This is a genomic window from Ignavibacteriales bacterium, assembly GCA_015709675.1.
GTDB lineage: Bacteria > Bacteroidota > Ignavibacteria > Ignavibacteriales > Ignavibacteriaceae > H2-BAC3.
The window spans coordinates 2,351,874-2,374,824 of record CP054182.1; the positions used below are offsets into that span (position 1 = coordinate 2,351,874).

18 protein-coding genes are annotated in these 22,951 nt (G+C 43.9%); 13 read left to right on the forward strand and 5 right to left on the reverse strand.

Annotated elements, in window-relative coordinates; genetic code table 11:
* Nucleotides 1–162: 162 nt before the first annotated feature.
* The 5 genes from HRU80_08840 (at nucleotide 163) to HRU80_08860 (ending at nucleotide 7,718) form a co-directional block, all read left to right on the forward strand.
* The gene (locus HRU80_08840) at nucleotides 163–2,673 is read left to right on the forward strand and encodes a T9SS type A sorting domain-containing protein (GenBank protein ID QOJ30503.1); all 2,511 of its coding nucleotides are present in this window, start codon (nucleotides 163–165) and stop codon (nucleotides 2,671–2,673) included.
* A 531-nt stretch (nucleotides 2,674–3,204) separates the two neighbouring features.
* Nucleotides 3,205–5,970, forward strand: a complete 2,766-nt coding sequence (locus HRU80_08845) for a T9SS type A sorting domain-containing protein (protein QOJ28980.1) — start codon at nucleotides 3,205–3,207, stop codon at nucleotides 5,968–5,970.
* Between the two features lie 27 nt (nucleotides 5,971–5,997).
* Nucleotides 5,998–6,963, forward strand: a complete 966-nt coding sequence (locus HRU80_08850; protein QOJ28981.1) for a hypothetical protein — start codon at nucleotides 5,998–6,000, stop codon at nucleotides 6,961–6,963.
* A complete protein-coding gene (locus tag HRU80_08855) occupies nucleotides 6,960–7,121 on the forward strand; it encodes a hypothetical protein (protein QOJ28982.1) in 162 nt (53 codons plus the stop codon). Before HRU80_08850 ends, HRU80_08855 begins: the two co-directional genes overlap by 4 nt.
* A 234-nt stretch (nucleotides 7,122–7,355) precedes the next feature.
* Complete coding sequence (locus HRU80_08860; protein QOJ28983.1) at nucleotides 7,356–7,718, forward strand: T9SS type A sorting domain-containing protein; 363 nt, start codon at nucleotides 7,356–7,358, stop codon at nucleotides 7,716–7,718.
* A gap of 230 nt (nucleotides 7,719–7,948) precedes the next feature.
* Here the strand turns inward: HRU80_08860 and sthA are convergent, their stop codons facing one another.
* From sthA to def, 5 genes are all read right to left on the reverse strand, one after another.
* On the reverse strand, nucleotides 7,949–9,358 hold the full coding sequence (gene sthA, locus HRU80_08865) for a Si-specific NAD(P)(+) transhydrogenase (GenBank protein QOJ28984.1): 1,410 nt from the start codon (nucleotides 9,356–9,358) through the stop codon (nucleotides 7,949–7,951).
* Nucleotides 9,359–9,386: 28 nt separating this feature from the next.
* Nucleotides 9,387–10,520, reverse strand: a complete 1,134-nt coding sequence (locus HRU80_08870) for a PLP-dependent transferase (GenBank protein ID QOJ28985.1) — start codon at nucleotides 10,518–10,520, stop codon at nucleotides 9,387–9,389.
* A gap of 10 nt (nucleotides 10,521–10,530) precedes the next feature.
* Complete coding sequence (locus HRU80_08875; GenBank protein ID QOJ28986.1) at nucleotides 10,531–11,901, reverse strand: pyridoxal-phosphate dependent enzyme; 1,371 nt, start codon at nucleotides 11,899–11,901, stop codon at nucleotides 10,531–10,533.
* Between the two features lie 663 nt (nucleotides 11,902–12,564).
* Nucleotides 12,565–13,464 (reverse strand): methionyl-tRNA formyltransferase, encoded by a 900-nt coding sequence (locus tag HRU80_08880; protein ID QOJ30504.1) that lies wholly within the window; start codon nucleotides 13,462–13,464, stop codon nucleotides 12,565–12,567.
* Nucleotides 13,465–13,486: 22 nt separating this feature from the next.
* Complete coding sequence (def, locus tag HRU80_08885) at nucleotides 13,487–14,035, reverse strand: peptide deformylase (GenBank protein QOJ28987.1); 549 nt, start codon at nucleotides 14,033–14,035, stop codon at nucleotides 13,487–13,489.
* Nucleotides 14,036–14,111: 76 nt separating this feature from the next.
* Between def and HRU80_08890 the strand changes: the two genes are divergently transcribed.
* The 8 genes from HRU80_08890 (at nucleotide 14,112) to HRU80_08925 (ending at nucleotide 22,895) form a co-directional block, all read left to right on the forward strand.
* The gene (locus HRU80_08890; GenBank protein ID QOJ28988.1) at nucleotides 14,112–14,939 is read left to right on the forward strand and encodes a TIGR02757 family protein; all 828 of its coding nucleotides are present in this window, start codon (nucleotides 14,112–14,114) and stop codon (nucleotides 14,937–14,939) included.
* A gap of 182 nt (nucleotides 14,940–15,121) precedes the next feature.
* Entirely contained in the window at nucleotides 15,122–17,167 is a 2,046-nt protein-coding gene (locus tag HRU80_08895) for an oligopeptide transporter, OPT family (GenBank protein ID QOJ28989.1), read from the forward strand.
* A gap of 59 nt (nucleotides 17,168–17,226) precedes the next feature.
* Complete coding sequence (locus tag HRU80_08900; GenBank protein ID QOJ28990.1) at nucleotides 17,227–17,592, forward strand: PqqD family protein; 366 nt, start codon at nucleotides 17,227–17,229, stop codon at nucleotides 17,590–17,592.
* On the forward strand, nucleotides 17,592–19,049 hold the full coding sequence (locus HRU80_08905) for an aminoacyl-histidine dipeptidase (protein ID QOJ28991.1): 1,458 nt from the start codon (nucleotides 17,592–17,594) through the stop codon (nucleotides 19,047–19,049). Before HRU80_08900 ends, HRU80_08905 begins: the two co-directional genes overlap by 1 nt.
* A 95-nt stretch (nucleotides 19,050–19,144) precedes the next feature.
* Entirely contained in the window at nucleotides 19,145–20,356 is a 1,212-nt protein-coding gene (locus HRU80_08910; GenBank protein ID QOJ30505.1) for an MFS transporter, read from the forward strand.
* A 17-nt stretch (nucleotides 20,357–20,373) separates the two neighbouring features.
* Entirely contained in the window at nucleotides 20,374–21,147 is a 774-nt protein-coding gene (locus tag HRU80_08915) for a hypothetical protein (protein QOJ28992.1), read from the forward strand.
* Nucleotides 21,148–21,162: 15 nt separating this feature from the next.
* Nucleotides 21,163–21,936, forward strand: a complete 774-nt coding sequence (locus HRU80_08920) for a hypothetical protein (protein ID QOJ28993.1) — start codon at nucleotides 21,163–21,165, stop codon at nucleotides 21,934–21,936.
* On the forward strand, nucleotides 21,936–22,895 hold the full coding sequence (locus tag HRU80_08925; GenBank protein ID QOJ28994.1) for an aminopeptidase: 960 nt from the start codon (nucleotides 21,936–21,938) through the stop codon (nucleotides 22,893–22,895). The genes HRU80_08920 and HRU80_08925 overlap by 1 nt, the downstream gene beginning before the upstream one ends.
* The last annotated feature ends 56 nt before the right edge of the window (nucleotides 22,896–22,951 follow it).

Consider the following 22,951-nt stretch of genomic DNA (forward strand, 5'->3'; position numbering starts at 1 on the left):
GCCGGTTACTATTCTGATAACCGGCTTTTTTATTTTCAGCAGGAGGCACTGTCTCACTTTCTGTTTGTCCCTTGCCGGAAAAGTGGTATTTTCGGTTTCCATTTTTTCACTAAGGATAGCATGAAGCAATTTTTCTTTCTGGTCGTTCTTTTATTTCCCATTATGTTCACCTCTGCCCAGCAGCAAAGCGGCAGATCTTTCTGGCATAGTGCCATTGAACAGCGTGTGCCTCAGATTAGCGAGCGCCGTTATATTCAGCCGAAGCACTACTATTTCAGCCGTCTGGAACTTCTTAACCTGAAGGAACTGGCATCCCTTTTCCCTCATGAAAAGCAGGTCAGGGAGGGTCTGGCTGAGCCCTATATGATTGAACTGCCGATGCCCGACGGTAATTTTCAGAAATTTATGGTTGCCGAGTCACCTGTCATGGAACAGGGTCTGGCGGTTCGCTATCCTGAAATAAAAACCTATGCAGGGTACGGAGTGACGGATCCCTATGCTTCCATCAGGTTTGACATCACTCCGGCAGGATTTCACGCGCAGGTTCTTACTCCCTCAGGCGCCTGGTATATAGACCCTTACTCACTTTCAACCAATGAGTTTTATATATCGTATTATAAAAAAGATATGACCGTTGATCCGCGGAGAGCTGAAGAGGCCACCTGCGTGGTAATTGCTGATGAAGAGATCATGGAAGAAATTAAGTTCCTCAGAGAGCAGCTTAGCTGGGAGCGTTCCGGTGCACAGCTGCGGACTTACCGTACAGCAATCGCAACGACGGGGGAATATACAACATTCCACGGAGGAACGGTTGTACTGGGGCTGGCAGCAGTGGTCACCGCGCTCAACAGAGTTTCCGGAATCTATGAAACAGAAGCAGCCATCCGGATGAATCTGATTGCCAACAATGATCTTATTATATATACCAATGCATCCACTGACCCTTACACCAACAACAACGGCAGCACGATGCTCACGCAAAATGTAAATAACCTTAATTCGGTAATAGGAAATGCTAATTTTGATGTCGGGCATGTGTTCAGTACCGGAGGCGGCGGCATTGCGGGGCTCGGCGTTATCTGCGGAAGCAGCAAGGCACGCGGAGTAACAGGCCTGCCGAGTCCTGTCGGTGATCCCTTTTATGTTGATTATGTTGCTCATGAGATGGGACATCAGTTCGGAGGAAACCATACTTTTAACGGAAGTTCAGGAAGCTGTTCAGGAGGAAACCGCAACGGCCCTACTGCTTATGAGCCGGGGAGCGGAACAACCATTATGGCTTATGCCGGAATCTGCAGCCCCCAGAACACACAGAACTTTAGCGATCCATATTTCCACGGAATCAGTCTTGACGAAATAATTGCATTTTCAACGCTCGGCGGAGGCAACAACTGTCCTGTTATTACCCCGACAAATAACGATGCACCTGCGGTCACTGTACCTGCGGGAGGATTTACCATTCCCAAAAGCACACCATTCTCACTGACCGGTTCTGCTGTTGATCCGAACGGAGATTCGTTAACTTATTGCTGGGAACAATTTGATCTTGGTGCAACAGGCGCTCCCGGATCACCGGTAGGCAATGCACCTATTTTCAGATCATTCAAGCCGGTTGCATCCCCAACCCGCTATTTCCCAAAACTCGCTGATGTTATTAATAATACCTATGTAATGGGTGAGATTCTCCCATCATACGCAAGGACGCTTACATTCCGCCTCACAGCAAGAGATAACCGCAGCGGTGGCGGGGGAATGGGCAAAGCATCTCTTCAGTTCAGTGTAACAGATGCAGCCGGACCATTTCTGGTTACTTCACCTAATACCGCAGTTACCTGGGATGGCAGCACTACTCAGACCATTCAATGGGATGTTGCAGGAACCAATGCCGCACCGGTAAACACACAGTTTGTACGTATTCTCCTTTCCACTAACGGCGGCCTTACCTTCCCTCATGTGATTCTTGAAAGTACACTCAATGACGGTGCAGAGCAGATTACCCTGCCAAATCTCCCGACTACAACGGCAAGAATTAAAATTGAAGCAGTGGGTAATATCTATTATGATATGTCCAACGCAAATTTCACAATAGTTGATAATCCTGTGCCGGTTGAACTAACCTCATTCACCGGTTCAGTAAACGGAAATACTGCTCTGATTGAGTGGGTTACCGCAACTGAAATGAACAACAAGGGCTTCCGTGTTGAAAGAAGGAAAGAATCTTCCTCCTGGCAGCAGGCAGGATATATAAACGGAAGAGGTAACTCTGTTGAAGTGAGCCGCTATCAGTTCACCGAATCAGGACTTGAAACAGGTGTGTATTTCTACCGACTTATTCAGGAAGACTATAACGGAACCAGCAAGACGTATGATGCAATAGAAGTTGAAATCAGCCGTCCGGATGTATTCTCACTGAATCAGAACTATCCGAATCCGTTTAACCCTGCAACCAGCATCAGCTTCTCACTTCCTGTTAGAGGAAGCGTGGTGCTTGATATTTATTCTTCACTCGGCGAAAAAGTTGCGACACTGGTTAACGAAATCAGAGAAGCCGGCTATCATCAGGTGAGCTTTGATGCTTCGCAGCTTACCAGCGGAACATATATATACACTATCCGTGTATCCGCCGGTAATGCATCATCTACTGATATAAAGAAAATGATTCTCGTGAAGTAAGAATTATGAATGTTATTAATTTATAATTCTTAATTTTTTATTAAAAAAAAGCCCCGGTTCGTCCGGGGCTTTTTTGTTTTAGCATCCTGAATTCATAAGTCAATTCCAGCGGAATTGCAGATTAGTAGTAAGCAGATGTAATGATATTTCTCCGACTCAGGCGGAGTTGTACAGGGTATCGCCTGGGTGTGTGTTTCGATAACATACGAATCTTTCGGATTCGACCAGGATTTTTTATTTATGAGGGTTATTACTATTTACATAGCTTAAAAAACCGGTTTCTGAACCACTATAAATCAGCATATTCAAAAACTACTTGACATTAATTCCGTTTTGTTCTATTTTTGACCCATCAATAAATTCAAAGCGGAGCTTCTATGGGTCCCATTGTTTCTCGTTTCTCGTTTCTCGTTTCTCGTTTCTCGTTTCTCGTTTCTCGTTTCTCGTTTCTCGTTTCTCGTTTCTCGTTTCTCGTTTCTCGTACTAATAATAGTTATTTCACTAAGCGGAATTTCAAATGTTTTTTCCCAAGTGAAATTTCCTTATGGAACTATTTCCTCTGCACAGCCTGATCCGGAAGATGAATGGGTGTGGTCCAACAATTTTGACCAGATTAAGGCGTTAGGCGTTAATTTTATCATTCACCGGCTTAATCAGGACAATAAGGATATAATCGCAGGAGAAGGTCTTAAAGTGATCGCTCATAATGTAGTCAATGAAAATGACTTTGTAAATCATTTTTCAGCAGGTGCAAATGTAACTTACAAACCTGTCGGGTCGCCTCCGGCGGATGGCTATACTGAGTTTGTGCAATTTTCAAAAGGGGCTCAGGATGGCAACGGTAACTGGGTGATAAATCACACCACAAATGATACAGGCGAGGCAATATCCTACGGTCCTAATGCATCGCAGTATCATAAGTATGTGCCAAATTATTATGATGAATTTATTCAATTTGTAACACTTTGGGAAATGAAAATTGATGGTGATACCACGCAGGATACAGTCCCCGTTTGTATTATCCGAATTGAGTATAAAAAACCCAATGGTGATACTACTGTGCTTGCATCCAAGATACTTACTGTAGAAGATTTTCAGGGAAATAACTTTACCTCAATTGAATTAGAGTATAATCTGATAGGGGTGACGCAGTACACAAACTTGATACCACGATACTCGGATGGACCAGATCTATTCCCAAGCCCCGAGGATGAAGAGTATGGTGATTCTCCCACTTTGGCTCATGGGGTTAATTACCGCTTGTATTTTTTAGATAACAGAACCCTTCATATTAAAAGCATTGAGTGTTTTGATAAGGAAGTGTGGGAACATTATATGATTTCATATGCAAATCGATTTACAGAAAAACTTGATAGCCAGACAACACCCTATCAAAATTATCAGAATTTAACACATTGGATGACCATTCAGGAACCCCATTCGTTGGATCAGTATCGTCCGATAAAAATTCTGGCAAATGCTCTTGAAGACAGCAACCGTCAGCCGCCGATAACGCTGTTTTACCCCGGTTGGAACGGGTTTAGAAACGGACATGACTCATTTAAACAGTATAAAGATTCTGTAAACCCTTCTCAAATGCTGTTTTATTATTTCCCCTTTTGGGCGAGTGATGTGCCTCAGCCATACATGGATAAATTGCTGTTAATGTTTTGGTACATGGGTGACAGATTATTTGACGCACACAGATATTTCCCCGGCTATTATTATTCGGCACAAGCCCAGGGGTTTGTTGACGAAAGAACCCCGACACCAACATGGAGGTGGAGAAAACCTGAATATAAGGAACTTTCTGCCTCAATGCTGCTTGCTCTTGCGACAGGAGCAAAAGGGCTGATTCTTGAAAGTTACTATTCTTATCCGGGCTTTGATTCCTACCCGCCCTCATTTATCCCGCGATGCGAGGGATTGGTTTGGAATTATAGAGGCACAGCAGATGTATTCTACCCCACTCCTCTTTACGATGATCTAAAAGATTACTTTAAGCCAAGGATTACAGGTGCGCTTGGGGATGCTTTAGTAAATTTGAATTTTAATGGTTCAATGATTAGAAAGAGAAAATGTTATTATGTCGAGGATGAAAATGTTTTTAATTTTGATGACCAGATAGTGCATGGGACCAGCTCACAGCGTTTATTTATGAGCGCATTAGACACTTCTGGCTCAACTAATCACATGCACCATGTTGGTTTTTTTAATGACCAGATTGATACAGTAAATCACCGCTATTTTTTTCTGGTAAACCTGATGCCTAAAATTAATGCTGATTCAGTAAGACATATTCGCCTGAGTTTTAAGGTTCCGGACACCAATACATTCCGTGATTACCGCCTGCGGGATATTGAAGGCGGGTATGACACTAATTTCAGAGATTCTATCACGATAATAAAAAGTATAAACGGCGGTGACGGAAGACTGTATCAGTTAGTTCCGACGGTCAGATATGGGGGGGTGTTGTCATCAAATGATACGGTTAAATATATTGAAACTCTGCTTGAGGATCTTGAAATTCCCACAGGTAAAACACTCCATGTAAAGGGAGTTTATCAAATAAATGCCCACTTACAAGCCGATTCAGGAGGTTTTATAACACATAACGGACTTAGCGGTTACACGTATCTGGATACAGCAGGCAGTTACACGGTAAGCAACTGGTCTAGTGCCTTATTAAAAAGTAGAGCCGGTATTAGACCAAAACTCATCTGGGCATCTTATCCAGGCACTGATTCAGTCCTCTCTTACAAAATTTATAGAAAGAAACAGGATACAGTTTTTTCATTATTAGCAACAGTAAGCAGTTCAGTCAGGTCGTATATTGACAGCAACACATCAATAATTGAAGGAGTGCCGATTATGAACGAAACTTTTGCTGATTATTACGTCACAGTTACTGTGTTATTGCCAGGGGGCAGAAATCAGACTGCCAGCCATAATTCAAATACAGTTGATTACAACCGAGTGAGGGGAACTGCACTTGAAAAGGAGGGGCAAAGCAAAGAACCATCAAAATTGTATTCATATTCATTGAACCAGAACTACCCTAATCCTTTTAATCCTGAGACGATGATACGGTACACTATTGAAAAACCCGGCTTGACCCGGCTTCGTGTGTATGATATTAATGGTCAGCTTCTGCAGGAACTGGTTAACGAGATGCAGGAGCCGGGGGAATACCGTGTTAATTATGCGCCGGATAAAACCAACGCGAGCGGTATTTATTTTTATGAACTGATCTCCGGTTCATTCAGAACTGTGCGTAAAGCATTATTTCTAAAGTAGATTATCTGTGAAAAAAGGAAAAAGAGAATGATACAGATAATTTTATTTTTTGTACTTCTGCTTGCATCCAACCTGATGCAGGCAGAGGTTCGTTATGTAAGCAAGACAGGCAACAGTACACCTCCTTACACCTCACCTGAAACTGCAAGTGATTCAATTAAGAAATGTATTGATGTATCTAATCCAGGCGATACGATTGTAATTGAAAAGGGTATGTATCTTGAAAGATTGATTCTAACAAAAAAGGTACATTTATTTGGAGCCGGGGCAGATAGTACAATAATTCAGTTTAATTCTGACCATTCAGTAATCCATGTCCGGATTCTTAGTGCCGGAATTATCCAGGGACTGTCAATAATTAATACAAGCAGTGCGTATTCACATTCTATATACACCAGCATGCTTTTGGATGATACACTGATAGTTAGGAACTGTAAATTTTTTTCAAAATCTTCAAACATTGATCACGGTTCTGGTCATATAATCGCTTATGAAAATTATGGTAATGGATTAGCTTTCGTTTCAACTTTATCTGATTATACTAATTCTAGTATTTTAATTTATAACAATATTGGATATATGGAAAGAAGCATAAAGACTTTTAGTACTCATGCAACAATCCTGAATAATCTATTTTACTCAAAAGAGAGCATTATGTATCTTCAAAACAATGCTCCTCACCTGGTGGCTAATAATATTTGTATCAGCGAAAACAACACTGTAGGCACAGGAATTAAAGGTCTGGGGGTTACTTTTCTTAACAACTTGGTTAGTGGTTATTTTGAGTGGGGTGGTATCGGGCTTCATTTGCATGGCGTTATTAAAAATAACATTGTTATAAATTCACATACCGGGGTGACGGGCGCTCATCCAGACGGCTATCCGACTGATTATGTGGTAAAATACAATAATTTCTATAGACCTATTAACACTTATAGGAATATGCTCCCCGACAACACCAACATTGATGTTTTCCCCATGTTTAATTGGTGAGCAGGAGGGGATTTTCGTTTGCAAAAGTATTCCCCTTGATTGATGCCGGTGACCCCGCAATACTTGACCTTGACGGCACACGCAGTGACATAGGCCCCTACGGCGGACCCTACGGTATGGTGTATGAATATGAAGACCGGCGCCTCTGCCACCAGTAATGGTTTCCTTTAACAGAACAAGAACATCGGTTATGCTTTTCTGGAGGAAAAATCAGGAACGGGATTTGACTGATTACCGGATTTATGCAGATACTACCTCGGCTGGTTTTAGCATGGCTGATAGTTTACTAGTAGGGCAGACTCAGGATACAACCTTTACCCTCCCGCTACCGGACTCAGGGCGAGTGTACTATTACAGAATAAGCGCAAGGGATGATTGGCAATGAGTCTGCATTGAGCAATACCTTAACGCTTGTAATGACATCAATTGAAGAACAAACTGAGCGAATAACTCCTGGACAGAGCGGCCTGGCTGGGAATTATCCGAATCCGTTTAACCCGACCACAACCATAGTCTATCGCCTTGCGGAGCGGAGTTATGTAAAACTGTATATATACACGCTTAAAGGGGAGCTCTATGACCTGAGGGTGAACGAGGAGCAGCAGCCGGGTGAGTACCGGTATTTATTTAACCCGAAAGAAAAAGGAACCATGAGTGACCTTGCCAGCGGCGCTTATTTTTACATGCTTGAAACCAAAGGCAGCGAAACCGGTAAAATCATGAGAGATACGGGCAAGATGCTGCTGATAAAATGACATCAAAAGAATTATGAAGTATGATATATGAATTATGAACTTGGCGGGTCATAATTCGGCTATAGTTACAGAATATTTTAAACCCCGGTTATTCCCGGGGTTTTTATTGTTTAAGAAGTGCTAAGATTGTTTCCAATTTGCGAATGTTCTGGAGTCGGGGGAACTAGCTAATCTGGATTTCTACCAATTTGCGACTGCTACGGGATTGGCAAAAATTCATAATTCACAATTCATTTCTTTATCTTATGTCCGCTCCTGTTGCCCAGCCCGTCATAGCAGGCGTATTTATATAAATCGTGCAGTGTGGGGTAGTTAAATACAGCAGCCAGTATCTGCGGGATGGTAGTATGATTGTGTACAAGCATCATTCCATAATGAATGATTTCGCTTGCTATCGGGCCAATGATGTGAACACCCAGAATCTCAAGTGTGTCGCGTCTGAAAATAAGTTTAAGAAAACCATCCTGTACACCCATAATTTTACCTCTGGGCATATCGCGGTAACGGGCTTTTCCGGTCACGTAATCAATTCCTTTTTCTTTGGCTTGCTCCTCGGTAAGCCCGACCATCGAGACTTCAGGAATGGTGTAGATTCCATAAGGAAAAACCGGGACAATTTCTTTCAGGTCATCTATACCAAAGATGTGTGAAACCGCAACGCGTCCCTGGTCCATACTGGTGCTTGCAAGCGCGGGGAATCCGATGACGTCACCAACGGCAAATATATGGGGAACGGATGACCGGTAATCTTTATCAACTGAAACAACTTCACGTTTCCCGAGCTGCACTCCGGCTTTTTCACAATTCAGTGGTTTTGTGTTTGCTGAGCGGCCGGCAGCATAGAGGAACATATCAACCTCTAGGGTTTCACCTGTTTTAAGGGTGATAACTATCGGTTCCTTTTCATCTTCCGGAACGGTCATCTTTTCAAATGAAGTATTAAAAAGAATTTCAATGCCATCCCGCTTCATCTGCTCAACCAGTTCGGAAGAAAGTTCATTGTCTAAGAATCCCAGTATGCGGTCATTGTTATTAACCAGAAAGACTTTTGCTCCCATTGCCCCGAAGATGGTAGCATATTCACATCCGATTACTCCGGCGCCTACAACACAGATAGAGGAGGGGAAATAGGGGAGTTCAAGTATGGTATCACTGTCATGCACCCGCTTTTTATCAAATGGGATATCCGGCGGCTGATATGGATATGAGCCGGTTGCGATAAGGATATTTTCTCCGTAGATGAGTTCTTCACCCTTTGAACTGGTAATTTTAATCACATGATCTGTTTCGAATGAGCCGCCTCCGTGGTATATATCAACATCGTGCAGAATGATGTTATTACGGACTTCCTGATTGAGCGAATCAATTATGAAATCCTTGCGCCACATGAAGTCCTTTATGCTGGCTTTATTCTTCAGCTCCCGTTCAACGCCATATAATCCCTTGTCATATTTACCGGAATAGTAAAGAGCAGATTCCTTAAGTGTTTTCGAAGGCAGCGTGCCTGTGTTTACTCCGGCGCCGCCGTAACGGGCTTCCTTTTCGATAATTGCAACCTTCTTCTTAAAATAGGCGGCTTTGACTGCTGCTTTTTCACCAGCCGGACCGGAACCTAATACAATCAGATCATACTTCTTCATTACACTACCGTTTTATTTATTTGGTTAATCAGGCAAGGGCCTGGCGTATATCTTCAATCAGATCTTCAGCATCTTCAATACCAACAGAAAGCCGTACGAGTTTTTCCGTCAGCCCGAATTTCTCCCGCTTTTCCTTTGGCACGGAACCGTGAGTCATGCTTACCGGATGGCAAACAAGACTTTCAACTCCGCCGAGACTTTCAGCAAGGGTAAATACTTTCAGCTTCTTAAGGAAATCATTCACATCCTCATACTGCTTAAAATTTACTGATACCATTCCTCCGAATCCGCTCATCTGTTGCTTGGCAAGCTGATGCTGCGGATGGCTCGTTAAGCCGGGATATATAACATCCGCGATTTTTGGATGTGCGAGCAGGTATTCTGCCACTTTTTGAGCGTTTTCATTATGCTGCTTCATTCTTACAGCTAATGTCTTGGTTGAGCGAAGCGTGAGCCAGCAGTCAAACGGTGAAGGAACGCCTCCGGCTGCATTCTGGATATATCTCAGGCGTTCGTGTATTTTTTCATCATTGGTAATGTTAATTCCGCCAATCAGGTCAGAGTGGCCGTTTATATATTTGGTAACAGAATGGGTTACAATATCCGCGCCAAGCGTGAGGGGGTTCTGGAAATAGGGACTCATAAAAGTATTGTCAACAACCAGCATCAAGCCATGTTCTTTGCAGATTGTGCTTACTGCTTTAATATCAGTCAGAGAAAGCATGGGATTGGTAGGTGTTTCGATATGTACCATTCTGGTATTCGGGCGAATCTCAGCAAGAATGTTTTCCGGCCTGGTGGTGTCAACCCAGCTATAACTAAGGCCGTAATTGCTCATCACCAGTTCAAACAGCCGGTAGGTGCCGCCATAAACATTGTCGGTCACAATAACATGATCTCCGGCTTTAACCAGACTCATGAGTGCGTGAATTGCGGCAAGTCCGCTTGCGTGTGCAATGCCAAATTTGCCCTTCTCGAGCGCGGCTATATTCTGCTCAAGAGCCGCACGGGTGAAGTTATGAGTGCGGCCATATTCAAATCCTTTATGTTTGCCCAGTTCTTCCTGTGCGTATGTGGAAGTAAGATAGAGGGGAGTAATGACTGCTCCGGTTACTTCATCCGGTTTTTGTCCTGCGTGAATCGCGTCTGTTGCGAAACCCATATATATCCTTTTAAGCTATTGATTCTGAAAATTCTAAAATATCATAACGGGTAATAATATCAATTATTCTTCCGTATTCAGTCACCAGAACCGCGGGTGAGGTGGTAAGATGATGTTTTAAGGCCTGCAAATCTGACTTTTCATCAATGGTTGGAAATCCCGGGTCCATAATATCCTCAACATAGCTCTCAAGCAGTTTCGGATTTTCCAGAAGACTTGACATAACTTTTGCTTCTCTGAGACTTCCTACTGATTCTCCAAAGTCCATAACAGGAAGCTGGGAAAATCCGGTCGCATCCATTTTTTCAACTGCGGTTTTAACTTTATCCTTGCAGTGAACGAACACCATTTCCTGCGGCTTGAGCATTTTTTTGCTGTAATATATATCACGGACAGTTTTTGAATGATGTTTCAGCATCCGTTTCTGGCGGAGCCACTCTTCACTGTGCATCTTGGTAAGGTAGCGTTCTCCGGTATCGCAGACGATAAAAACAATAATATCATCCTTGCTGCCATCCTTTGCTACTTCAAGCGCTGCATGCAGAATGGTCCCGGTGCTGCCTCCGCAAAAGATACCCTCTTCTTTGGACATCCTTCTTGCCAGATCGAATGATTCAATATCAGGCACAGGAATCACACGGTCTATATACTCAAAATGAATATTTGACGGAATGCAATCCTGGCCAATTCCTTCAACAAGATAGGGAATTCCTTCTGACATTTTCCCGGTCTCCTTAAAGGTCTTAAGAATACTTCCCTGAGGATCTGCTCCTATTATCTGTATATTCGCGTTTTTCTCTTTGAGGAATTTACCCGTACCGCTGATCGTGCCGCCGGTTCCCATTCCTGCAACAAAATGAGTAATTCTTCCCTCTGTCTGTTCCCAGATTTCGGGTCCGGTTGTGCGGTAGTGGGCCAGAGGATTTCCGGGATTGGAGTATTGATACATGAAGAGTGCGTTCGGAGTTTCGCTTGCAATTTTCCGCGCAACATTAATATAATAGTCAGGGCTGTCATGCTTCACGGAATTCGGGCAGACAATTACTTCTGAGCCAAGAGCGCGGAGGTAATTAATTTTTTCGGCACTTACTTTATCGGTAACTACAAAAACGGATTTATACCCCTTCACCGAAGCGGCAAGAGCCAGTCCTATTCCGGTATTTCCGCTTGTTGCCTCAACCAGGGTTCCGCCCGGTTTAATCTGGCCTGCTTCTTCAGCCAGGGTCAGCATGGAAATTCCGATGCGGTCTTTTACGCTTCCGCCCGGGTTGGTTGACTCTAACTTGGCAAAAATCTGCGGTTTCAGACCCTTATTAATCTTATTCAGCCGCACAAGGGGAGTATTCCCGATCGCCTCAAGGATGTTTTTCTTAAAATTCATTGATTAATACCTTTTTACACACGAAATAGATGATAAAATTACGAAAAATCGTTTAAGTTGAAGCATTGAAATTTCTGAATACATATCAGATCAGATTGGGGATGACTTCCAAAACAGATGTAGAATTACCATTCCTCATACCAAATATGCATTCCTGCCGCCATCGTCTGAAGGATTCAGCTGATGTATTCTTACTAAAGGTCACCCGCGATGCGGGTTTCAGATTATGTTTTTTATTGCATTGTTATTAACAGGTCACCGCTACGCGGTTCACACCAAGAACAATTTTCCTTTAACGGTCACCCGCGATGAGGGTTTAGATTATATCTCTCATGGTAGTTTTATTAACAGGTCACCGCTAACGCGGTTCACACCAAGAACAATTTTCTTTTAAAGGTCACCCGCGATGCGGGTTTCAGATTATGTTTCTCATGGTAGTTTTATATATAGGTCACCGCTAACGCGGTTCACATTGATTTTTCTACCAATATATAAATCCTTTGGATTCTGAATGATGCAATCGTTGAGACACGCCGCGGCCTTTCTCTGCAAACTTTTATTCAATAACAAACCTGTTACCTCTGCGCGGTTCACACCGTGAACAATTTTCTACTCACAGGTCACCGCTCTGCGGTTCAATTGTCCTGAATATTCAGATCAGCTTTAGATTCTCAGTCCTCTGATATAATCCTCCGCGCTCATCCGGCGTTTTCCTTCCGGCTGAATCTCAAGAAGCAGTAGGGCATTGCTGCCGCAGCCAATTGTCCAGCCGGATTTGAGAATCTCTGACTCGCCGGGCTTCAGATCGGATCGGTCCACAATTCCTGAAGTATATATTTTTATCTGTTTACCGTTATATTCAAAAAAAGCGCCCGGGGCAGGGGAGAGTCCTCTAATAAGGTTGTGTATCTCTTCCGCGCTCCTGGTAAAATCAATCCTGCAAATTTCTTTGGTGATCTTCGGAGCCGGAGTCGCAAGTTCATCATTCTGCGGAAGCAGGGTGAAACTGCCTGACTGAATCATATTAATGGTTTCGCATATTGCTTCAGTACCGAGCATCATAAGGCGGTCGTGCAGCGTGCCGAAATTATCTTCCGGCAAAATCTCCGTTTCCTTGCGGATATATACTTTGCCGGTATCAACTTTTGGTTCAATCTCGAAAGTGGTAACACCGGTTTTAGTATATCCGTTAATAAGCGCCCACTGAATAGGGGCCGCACCGCGGAGAGCCGGAAGCAGTGAACCGTGAAGATTAAATATACTTTTTACCGGAAGGGAAAGTATTTCTTTCGGGAGAATCCTGAAAGCAACCACAACAAATATATCCGGCTGGTAAGTGAGCAATTCCTTTATAAAATCAGGGTCTTTCAGTGATTCCGGCTGAAGAACGGGGATATTATAGTTAAGTCCAGTCTGCTTGACATCAGAAAATGAGACTTTCAGCCCGCGCCCTTTTTCTTTATCGGGAGTAGTTACCGCAGCGACTACATTATATCCCCTCAGGACTAATTCGTTAAGTGAATGTGCTGCAAAGCGGGGAGTTCCCCAGAAAACAATTCTCATTCGGGCTGATATATCCAAAATGTTAATCTGTATCGGTGACGGGATAATCGCAGTCGAAGTCCCGTTTTTTAATCCGTGTAAGCTGCTTTTTCAGAATCTTTTGTGATTCTTCGTCAAGCAGATCGGTGAAAAAGACCCCCTGCAGGTGATCATATTCATGCTGAAGAACCCGTGCAAGAAAACTCTCATCGGTAATTTCGCACTGCTCCAGTTTTTCATTCTGATAGATTAGCTTTATTCCTTTGGGGCGCATAACGGAATTTTTTATTCCCGGAATGCTCAGGCAGCCCTCATCCATCTTCACAATTTCTTCGGACTTTTCCGTGATTTTAGGATTAATGCAGGCAAACGGCTTTATATGTTCAAGCCCTTCTACTTCTGATACATCAATTACGAAGATTGCTTTATTGCTCCCGACCTGATTAGCCGCAAGCCCTACTCCGCTGGCGTTATCCATCGTGTCGAACATATCTTTAATCAGTTTCTTTGTTTCGGCGTCCATTTTTTCAACCTTCTGGGCTTTTTTCCGGAGGATTGCATCGCCGTAAATCGTAATTGGTAAAATTGCCATTCTTATCGCGGGACTTTGGTCTTCTTTAGTAATTTGTGAATTTCAAATTCCAAAAATAACCTAAATTCTGCATCATTTGAAGCGAAATAAGAGCGACATAACCCTCCTGCACACGGAACTGAGAAGCAGTGACCTGAAGGAGAAGCTGGAATACCATTATCGTCTTTATGACCGGTCCAACATTGCCCCTGATCCGCTTCAGTACCCTCACCGCTATTCTGCCCCCGCAGATATCGAACTGATTGCGTTTCTGGCTTCAGTTTATGCCTTCGGAAATGTTAAGCAAATCTCAGCGGTAATGGATAAAATGCTGAAAAAGCTTGGCTCCGCTCCGGCGGAGAATCTTAGGACTATGTCAGAACTAAGTGTTTTGAACGAATTTTCAGGTATTGTCCACCGGTTTTATTCGGGTGATGATACTGCCCGCCTGATGCTGGTTTTACGGAGTATTTTGCACCATCACGGTAGCATTGCGGGTTTGGTGAAAAGTTTACTCCCCCAGGGTCAGACTCCCGTGCCGGGGTCGGTCATATCCCTGTTTCATCATTTCTTCGTTACCGAACTCCTAACATCAGGAGCGGTCACCAACGGGTTACGGTTCATGATACCCAAACCTTCCTCAGGAAGTTCCTGCAAGCGCTTCAACCTCTTCCTTCGCTGGATGGTCAGGAGGGATGAGCTCGATTTCGGGCTATGGGATTTCATCTCTCCTTCTGACCTGATCATCCCTGTGGATACCCATATTGCTCAGATTGCCCGAAAACTTGGTCTTACCAGCCGGAAGCAAGGGGACTGGAAAATGGCGGAAGAGATTACTGCGCGGCTGAGGGAATTTGATCCGGCTGATCCGGTGAAGTATGATTTTTCTCTTTGTCATATAGGCATTAGAGGCCTGGAGTTTTAGTCTCTCCTTGTTTCTGCCGGTGCTAAAAACAGATTTAGAACCGGAGACTGAATTGCACAGGGAACCACTATTTCGTAAATATTCTTTTCAGGAAGAGAGTGGTTTAATATATTTCAGGGTCTTAATAATAGAATTAATTTCTATAATCCTAACACAAACATCAATTTATAGAGGAGAACTCTATGTCAGAAAACAAACCATTTGTGCCATTTGTCTCCCCGGACAGTAATATGGCCGAATTTACCATCCGCGCATTGGTTATTGGTCTGGTGATGTCGGTTGTCCTGGGTGCAGCAAATGCATACCTTGGACTGAAGGCAGGCATGACCATAGCCGCTACTTACCCCGCTGCGGTTATCGGTATGGCAATTCTCAGAGTCATGAAAGGCTCAATTCTCGAAGAAAATTTTGCCCGAACTGTTGGTTCCATTGGTGAATCAGTGGCTGCAGGTGCAATATTTACCATCCCTGCATTCCTGATAGCAGGCGTATGGACTGAATTTTACTCATTTACTCACTATCTCGAAGCATCCGCCATTATGTTTATCGGCGGTGTTGTGGGTATTATGTTCGTAACCATTCTCAGAAGAGTAATGGTCGAAGATAAAGAACTGCCATTCCCCGAATCTGTTGCAGCATCCGAGATTCATAAAGCTGGTCAGAGCGGTCAGTCCGGAGCAAAATTCCTGTTTTACGCAATGGCAATGGGCGCAACCATTCAGATTCTGAAGCAGATGCAGTTCTTTGCCGCTTCATGGGAAAAGTTTATTGCATTCGCTAATCAGAAAATCATGATTGGTAAATCAGCATCAGTTGAAGCCAGCGGAGGTGCTCTCATCAGCACGCCGGGCGTCAGCCCTGCATATATGGGCGTCGGGTATATCATTGGCCCGAATCTTGCCGCACTCAACTTCACCGGAGGTCTTCTGGCATGGGGTTTATTTGTTCCGCTTCTTTTATACTTCCTGGGTCCTCAGCTTATTGCCTCTCTTCAGGCGAACGGAGTAACTGAAGTTACTGATGAAACCTGGGTAGGACTGGCAACACAGGTCTGGAGAAATATTGTCCGTCCTGTTGCAATCGGCGGTATGCTTATGAGTGCCGCATATACACTCTTCAGAATGAGAAACAGTCTCGGTGCCGGTCTCAGCCGTGCTATCGGTGATGTTAAAAAAGCAGCTACAGGAAGCCATGAAGGGGAAGTAAGAACCGAAAAAGATATGAACTTTAAGTGGGTCTTCATCGGTCTTGCACTTTCTACAGTAGCAATATTCCTTATTTACAACTATTTCTCAGGTGATGTTACTGCCGCGGTAGTAGCAACCGCCGTGATGCTTGTAGCAGGATTCTTCTTTGCGGCAGTATCAGGGTATCTGGTTGGTCTTATCGGATCAAGCAATAATCCTATTTCAGGACTTACCATTTCCACCCTTATCATTGCAGCGCTTCTTATGGTTGCTCTCGGTGTGAAGGGAATGGAGGGCATTGCAGCAGTGCTTGGTGTTGCTGCCGTTATTTGCGTTGCAGCAGCAGTTGCTGGTGAAATGCTTCAGGATCTTAAAGTAGGACACATCCTCGGCGGTACACCGTGGAAGATGCAGGTTGGCGATCTCTTTGGTGTGCTCCTCTCATCCGCTGTTATGTTCTTCCCTCTGATGGTTCTTCACGAAGGTGATATCATTGCTCAGGGCAAAGGATTTATCCCCGGTGAAACAGGACTTGGCGGAGCAAACTATTCAGCACCTCAGGCAAGTCTGATGGCAATTCTTGCTAAAGGAATTGTCGGCGGTGATATGGCCTGGCCGCTTATCATAGTCGGTGTGCTTATGGCAATTGGTTTTATCCTGGTTAAGGTAAAGAGCCCGATGCTTGTCTGCGTTGGTATGTATCTGCCGCTTGAAACCTCATTTGCAATTTTTATCGGCGGTCTTATTAAAGGTATGCTTGATAAACTCTCTGCAAAGAGAAAACATAACGAAGCACAGAAAGCAAGGGTCGAAAATACCGGTGTCTTGCTTGCTTCCGGCTTAATCGCGGGAGAAGCCCTTGTCGGACTTCTGTTTGCATTCCTTGCAGTTGTTGAGATGCAGACACCCAAGATTTTCGATCATCCTTCATTCCTTGTCAGTCTGCTCGTATTTGCCGCAGTAGCATTTCTGCTGGTTAAATACCCGCTCGGCAACGCAGGAAAACCGGATGAACCCGCACCTCCTTCAGCAGTAATGTAAATTTGATTTGATTCACAGGGCTGTCCCGATACCGGGATAGCCCTTTTTATTCAGAGAATATGGCAAAAAAAGAAAAACCGGTACTTAACTACCTCGAACTAACCCCGGTATATATTGTGGATTTTATTGATGAGGGGGGTATGGTTACCGTGCTTGAACCAAAATTCAAAAAAGAGTGGCTTAAAAAGCTGCTTAAACCCGTCATGAAACATGAAAACCTGAAGGTCAGACTGGATGAAATAGGTTCGGCAACCTGGCGGCTTATTAACGGCGAAAGAAAAGTTCAGGATATTGTGAATGAACTGGTCAGGATATTCGGAGAAAAAATTGATCCGGCTGACCTGAGAACAACCAAATTCCTAACCGGCCTGATGCATCATGATTATATAACATTCAAAGAACTAACAAAGGAAAGAAAATACTAATGGGTAATGTTTTAGGACATCTGAAACCAGAACTCATCTGGAACTATTTTGAAGAAATCACCCGGCATCCGCGCCCTTCAAAACAGGAAGAAAAAATCGCGGCGTATATCGTCTCTTTTGCGGAGCAGAATAAACTGCCTTACAGAAAAGATGATATCGGCAATATCATTATCAGCAAACCCGCAACCAAAGGAAGAGAAAACGCCAAAGGTATCATCCTGCAGAGCCATCTTGATATGGTCTGCGAAAAAAACAGAGGCGTTGAGCATGATTTTGATAATGATCCTATCAATATATATATTGACGGAGACTATGTAAAGGCAAAGGGAACCACGCTCGGGGCGGATAACGGAATTGGTGTGGCGGCAGCGCTTGCAGTTCTGGCTGACAATTCATTTGAGCACGGCCCTATTGAATGTCTCTTTACGCTCGATGAAGAAACAGGACTAACCGGCGCTTCAAATATGACTCCGAATTTCGTTAAAGGTAAGATTTTACTTAATCTTGATTCTGAGGAAGAAGGAGCACTCTTTATCGGATGCAGCGGCGGAAAAAATACCACTGCTAAATTCACTTTTACCAAAGAAAAAGCATCATCCGGCCTTAAGTTTTATGAAGTACGTGTTCAGGGACTTATCGGCGGGCACTCCGGCCTCGAAATTCACTCCGGCAGAGTTAATGCCATTAAAATTCTCACCAGAGCACTTTATGCGGCTGTCTCCAAGTTTGAACTTCGCCTTATCTCCATTGAAGGAGGCAACAAACATAATGCTATCCCACGTGAAGCATTTGCCAAAGTTGCACTTCCTCCTGCAATGGCGGGTGACTTTATGAGATACCTGAAAGAATTTAATGAAATGGTATTCGCTGAATCAAGCACCGTTGAAAAGAATCTGGTGGTTGATGCTGTTGAATCTGAAGCATCAGATTACCTTATGGACTATGCTACTACTGATAATCTGCTGAATGCACTGTATGCAGTTCCTCACGGAGTTATTAAAATGTCAGCAGATATACCGGGACTGGTTGAGACTTCAACAAATCTGGCTACCATTAAAACCGAAGGCGATAAAGTTACCGTGGTTACAAGCCAGCGTAGCTCAGTTGCATCTGAAAACCTTGATATCGTTAACACGGTTTCAGCTGCATTTAAACTTGCCCAGGCAGACATTGCCTATGGTGACGGATATCCCGGCTGGAAACCGAACATGAATTCAGAGATTCTCGGAATCGTAGTGAATACCTATGATAAGCTTTTTGGCAAGAAGCCGGAGCTGAAAGCAATTCATGCCGGTCTTGAGTGCGGTATTATAGGTGAAAAGAATCCTGGTCTGGATATGATTTCATTCGGACCGACCATGTTTGATGTTCATTCACCTGATGAACGCCTGCAGATCAGTTCCGTTCCGAATTTCTATAAGCTGCTTACTAACGTAATCAGCAGTATTCCGTATTAATTCAATATTCAGAAGAGGAGAACAACAATTTGACAGCAGAACATAAAGCTGCCCATCCTTTCGAACGCTGGCTGGTATTGATATTTGTCAGCATAATGATGTTTGGCAATTATTACATCTATGACAGTATCGGTCCGATTGCCGATATGCTCAAATCAGGATTAAATTTCACTGATGAAAATATCGGACAGCTTTATTCTGTTTACAGCATCGCTGCGATTGTTGTTCTCCTCATTGGCGGGGTAATTATTGATAAATACGGCACAAAGAAAACGACTCTGGTCTTTGGAATCGTTTGTGCTGTGTCTGCCTTTATGATGGCCGCCTCGTCTGACCTGACGGTTATGTTAATCAGCAGGGTAGTGCTCGGGCTTGGTGCAGAGCCGATGATCGTTGCCGTAACCACAGCACTTGCAAAGTGGTTTAAGGGAAAGGAACTCGGATTTGCTTTTGGCCTTAATCTTACCATTGCCCGCCTTGGTTCCGTGGCTGCCGATAACTCACCTACGTGGGCTTCCGGCTGGTATGGTTCATGGCAGGAGCCCCTCATGCTTGCGGGCATTATTTCACTGACCTGTGTGGTTGGCGGAATTATATATTTCTGGCTTGAAGGTCGTGCTGAAAAAAGAAAAGTACTTGGCGAAGCAGGGGAAACAGATAAATTTGTTTTCAGTGACGTATTTAAATTCGGCTGGTCGTTCTGGTTTGTGGTTGCACTCTGTGTAACTTTTTATTCGGCAGTATTCCCGTTCAGAAGTTTTGCAATTAAGTTTTTTATGGAAGCCCATTCATTGGAAAGGGAATCCGCCGGATTCCTGAATAGCGTGCTTCCTCTCTCGGCAATGTTTGCCACTCCGCTCTTCGGACTTCTGGTTGATAAAGTTGGTAAACGATCCATCTTTATGATGATCGGGTCGCTTTTCCTGATGCCGGTATTTTTTATTATGAGTTATACTTCACTTCCATTATATATACCGGTTGCCATGATGGGTGTTGCGTTCTCTCTCATCCCTGCAGTCATGTGGCCTTCGGTTGCCTACCTGGTTGACAGCAACAAACTTGGCACGGCATATTCCGTAATGACACTTATTCAGCAGATCGGACTGGCACTTTTTAACTGGCTGATTGGCATTGCAAACGATTCACAGCAGGCAGGTCCGCAGAATCCGGAAGGGTATAATCTGGGAATGTGGCTGTTTTCAATACTTGGAATTCTTGGTCTAATTTTCTCTTTTGCTCTCAGAGTATCGGAGGCAAAAAAAGGTTCAGGCGGACTGGATAGCAGCACCGCGGTTCAAAAAGATTAATTAACCGGAGGTTGTTAATGAAAAAATTCATCATTCTGATAGGGTTGTTTGTGCTGTTTCAGAGTCCGGCACGTGCACAGATGTGCTGCGGTTTTGAAACCTGTTTTTCACTTATGGGCCAGTTTGGCATTTCGGCCGGATATGGTTATCAGGGCTATTCGGCAGACGGTTTTAATGCATATATAAAGCATTATAATCAGAAAAGAACAGCCACTCTTACCAAACAGATGGGGGAGTTCGGCGGTGCACAGGCATTCTGGTTCGGAGGTAAACTTTTTCAGTATTATATATCCGAATCGCAGGTGCTTTTTAACTCAAGAGTTTTTCTGCAACTGACCCACGAAAAGGAGTTCGCGACAAGTTCTTCGGCGAAACGCGAGTTCACCCTTAATACATCTACCATAGGAATCGGTTTTGGCGCTAATTATGTGATGAGTGAGTATCTCGATCTGAAGATCATCGAGATTTATATTTCTTCAACTACTGCCGGTCTTACCAATGAACTTATTGACCCTGTTAATGGAAATACAAAACAGGAGCTCGAATCACCGGAAAGTACTTTCGGCGGGACCGTATATACCGGACTTGTTTTTTATCCGCTTCCTCCCAATATTGGCATTGAATTGAATGTTGGGTACAATTTTTTTGATATCCCTGAGATGAAATTCAAAACCTCAGGCGCTTATCTTCAGGTAAATGAAGATACCGCCCGCCGGATGGATGATTTTATCAGCGGAGGAGGATTTACCATACAGGCAGTTCTTACTGTAGCATTCGGAGTGGATTTCTAAATTCCAGTAAGCAGAATGAAAAGCCTGGTTTCGTTTCCCGCTCTTGTGACAGCAGCACTGCTCTTTATAGCAGTTCATAAACCGTTATCTGCACAGGAACTTGGGTTCGGATGCCTGGGGCTTGTTGGCGGTTTTGCCGGATATTCATCCCAGGGCGTCCACACCGATGAATTGAATGAATTTGTAAGGCAATACAACCGTATGTATGCTGATTCACTCTATCAGGGGATGGATCAGTTTGGAAATCTTAAGGGATTCCGGGTCGGGGTTAATCTTCTCAGGCAGAATCTGGAGGGTATGATACTTACCTTTAAGGTTTTTTATGAAAATCTCATTGAAAGAAAAACCGCCATTATTCTGGCTTCCTCACAGCAGGAAAATACTTTTGCCGAACTGGCAACAAAAAATTACGGTATCGGCATTGATATCGGCACAGAACTGACCCGTTCGTTCAGCGTTAAGATCATAGATGCTACCATCGTATTCAGCCAGGTGCGTTTTACCGAATCTTTACACGACCCCTCCGGCCAGATTATTAACTATGTTTACACTGCGGAGGATGCTCCGATAGGTGTTACACTTGGTGCTGGTTTTATTTTTGAACTGATAGATGATTATGTCAGTATCGAAGGTTCGGCAGGGTATATGTTCCTTGAAGCAGGGAGAATGAAGACAAATGAAGGGAGGTTTCTGACCAAAGGCCCCAGGTCAGATGAAACAATGAGATATATCATCAACTCAGGGGGATTCAACGCAACACTTCAGTTAAATATAGGAGTAACACTCTGATGGCAGACAAACTTAAAAAAGCATCACTCACAGCAATCCGTGACTGTATGGGCACGAAGCCTGAAGAATCAGTCCTTGTAATTTCAGATGTAAACAAACGGGAAATCGGCCTCTCTCTGTTCGAGACTGCAAAAGAACTTGGCCACAAAAGTCTCTATCTTGAAATGGCACCGCTCCGCATAAACGGGGAAGAGCCTTCAGCCGAAATTGCAGATATGATGAAACGATTCAGCGTAGTGCTCATACCTACGACCACCTCGCTTACTCATACCAAAGCAAGAAGGGATGCCTCTGCCGGCGGAGTCAGGGTAGCAACCTTCCCCAATATCACAAAAGAAATCATGATCCGCGGTTTAACTGCTGATTATCATAAAATTACCGCACTTTGCCGCAAGGTTAAAGAGAAACTTGAAACGGGGACTCAGATCAGAATCACCACAAAACTGGGTACGGATATCAGTTTCTCCATTGCTGGCAGAAAAATCTATGAATCAAAAGGGCTTTTTCATGCAAAGGGTGAAAGCGGCAATCTTCCTACGGGTGAGACCTATCTGGCTCCTGTGGAGGGTACCGCAAACGGAACCTTCGTCGTGGATGGATCTATGGCATCTCTGGGAAAAATCACTGATACCCCCCTGGTGTTTCAGGTGAAAAATGGGGTGGCTGAGTCAATAACCGGAGGGAAATTTGCCAAAAAACTGAATGCCATGCTTGACGGGGTTGGACCGCTGGCCAGAAGCATAGCTGAATTCGGAATCGGCACTAATGAAAAGGCGAAAATCAGCGGAATCGTACTGGAAGACGAAAAAGTGCTTGGAACGGTACATATCGCTGTCGGAAACAATAAATCCATGGGGGGAGAAATTGATGTACCCATACATCTGGATGGTGTAATCAGAAAACCCGATGTGTATCTTGACGGAGAATTAATAATGAAAAAAGGAAAGATGCTCTTTTAGCAGCATTTTAAGGTTCTCTGCCCCGCGGTATTTGGTTCTTGTACCAAATTATTCAG

What these genes read in the sequence shown, in the direction of transcription:
- HRU80_08900 (QOJ28990.1), top strand. Translation starts at nt 17,227, where the DNA reads ATGGCAAAAAAAGAAAAACCGGTACTTAACTACCTCGAACTAACCCCG.
- sthA (QOJ28984.1), bottom strand. Translation starts at nt 9,358, where the DNA reads ATGAAGAAGTATGATCTGATTGTATTAGGTTCCGGTCCGGCTGGTGAA.
- HRU80_08875 (QOJ28986.1), bottom strand. Translation starts at nt 11,901, where the DNA reads ATGAATTTTAAGAAAAACATCCTTGAGGCGATCGGGAATACTCCCCTT.
- HRU80_08880 (QOJ30504.1), bottom strand. Translation starts at nt 13,464, where the DNA reads ATGAGAATTGTTTTCTGGGGAACTCCCCGCTTTGCAGCACATTCACTT.
- HRU80_08910 (QOJ30505.1), top strand. Translation starts at nt 19,145, where the DNA reads ATGATGTTTGGCAATTATTACATCTATGACAGTATCGGTCCGATTGCC.
- HRU80_08895 (QOJ28989.1), top strand. Translation starts at nt 15,122, where the DNA reads ATGTCAGAAAACAAACCATTTGTGCCATTTGTCTCCCCGGACAGTAAT.
- HRU80_08920 (QOJ28993.1), top strand. Translation starts at nt 21,163, where the DNA reads ATGAAAAGCCTGGTTTCGTTTCCCGCTCTTGTGACAGCAGCACTGCTC.
- HRU80_08870 (QOJ28985.1), bottom strand. Translation starts at nt 10,520, where the DNA reads ATGGGTTTCGCAACAGACGCGATTCACGCAGGACAAAAACCGGATGAA.
- HRU80_08925 (QOJ28994.1), top strand. Translation starts at nt 21,936, where the DNA reads ATGGCAGACAAACTTAAAAAAGCATCACTCACAGCAATCCGTGACTGT.
- def (QOJ28987.1), bottom strand. Translation starts at nt 14,035, where the DNA reads ATGGCAATTTTACCAATTACGATTTACGGCGATGCAATCCTCCGGAAA.
- HRU80_08905 (QOJ28991.1), top strand. Translation starts at nt 17,592, where the DNA reads ATGGGTAATGTTTTAGGACATCTGAAACCAGAACTCATCTGGAACTAT.
- HRU80_08915 (QOJ28992.1), top strand. Translation starts at nt 20,374, where the DNA reads ATGAAAAAATTCATCATTCTGATAGGGTTGTTTGTGCTGTTTCAGAGT.
- HRU80_08850 (QOJ28981.1), top strand. Translation starts at nt 5,998, where the DNA reads ATGATACAGATAATTTTATTTTTTGTACTTCTGCTTGCATCCAACCTG.
- HRU80_08840 (QOJ30503.1), top strand. Translation starts at nt 163, where the DNA reads ATGTTCACCTCTGCCCAGCAGCAAAGCGGCAGATCTTTCTGGCATAGT.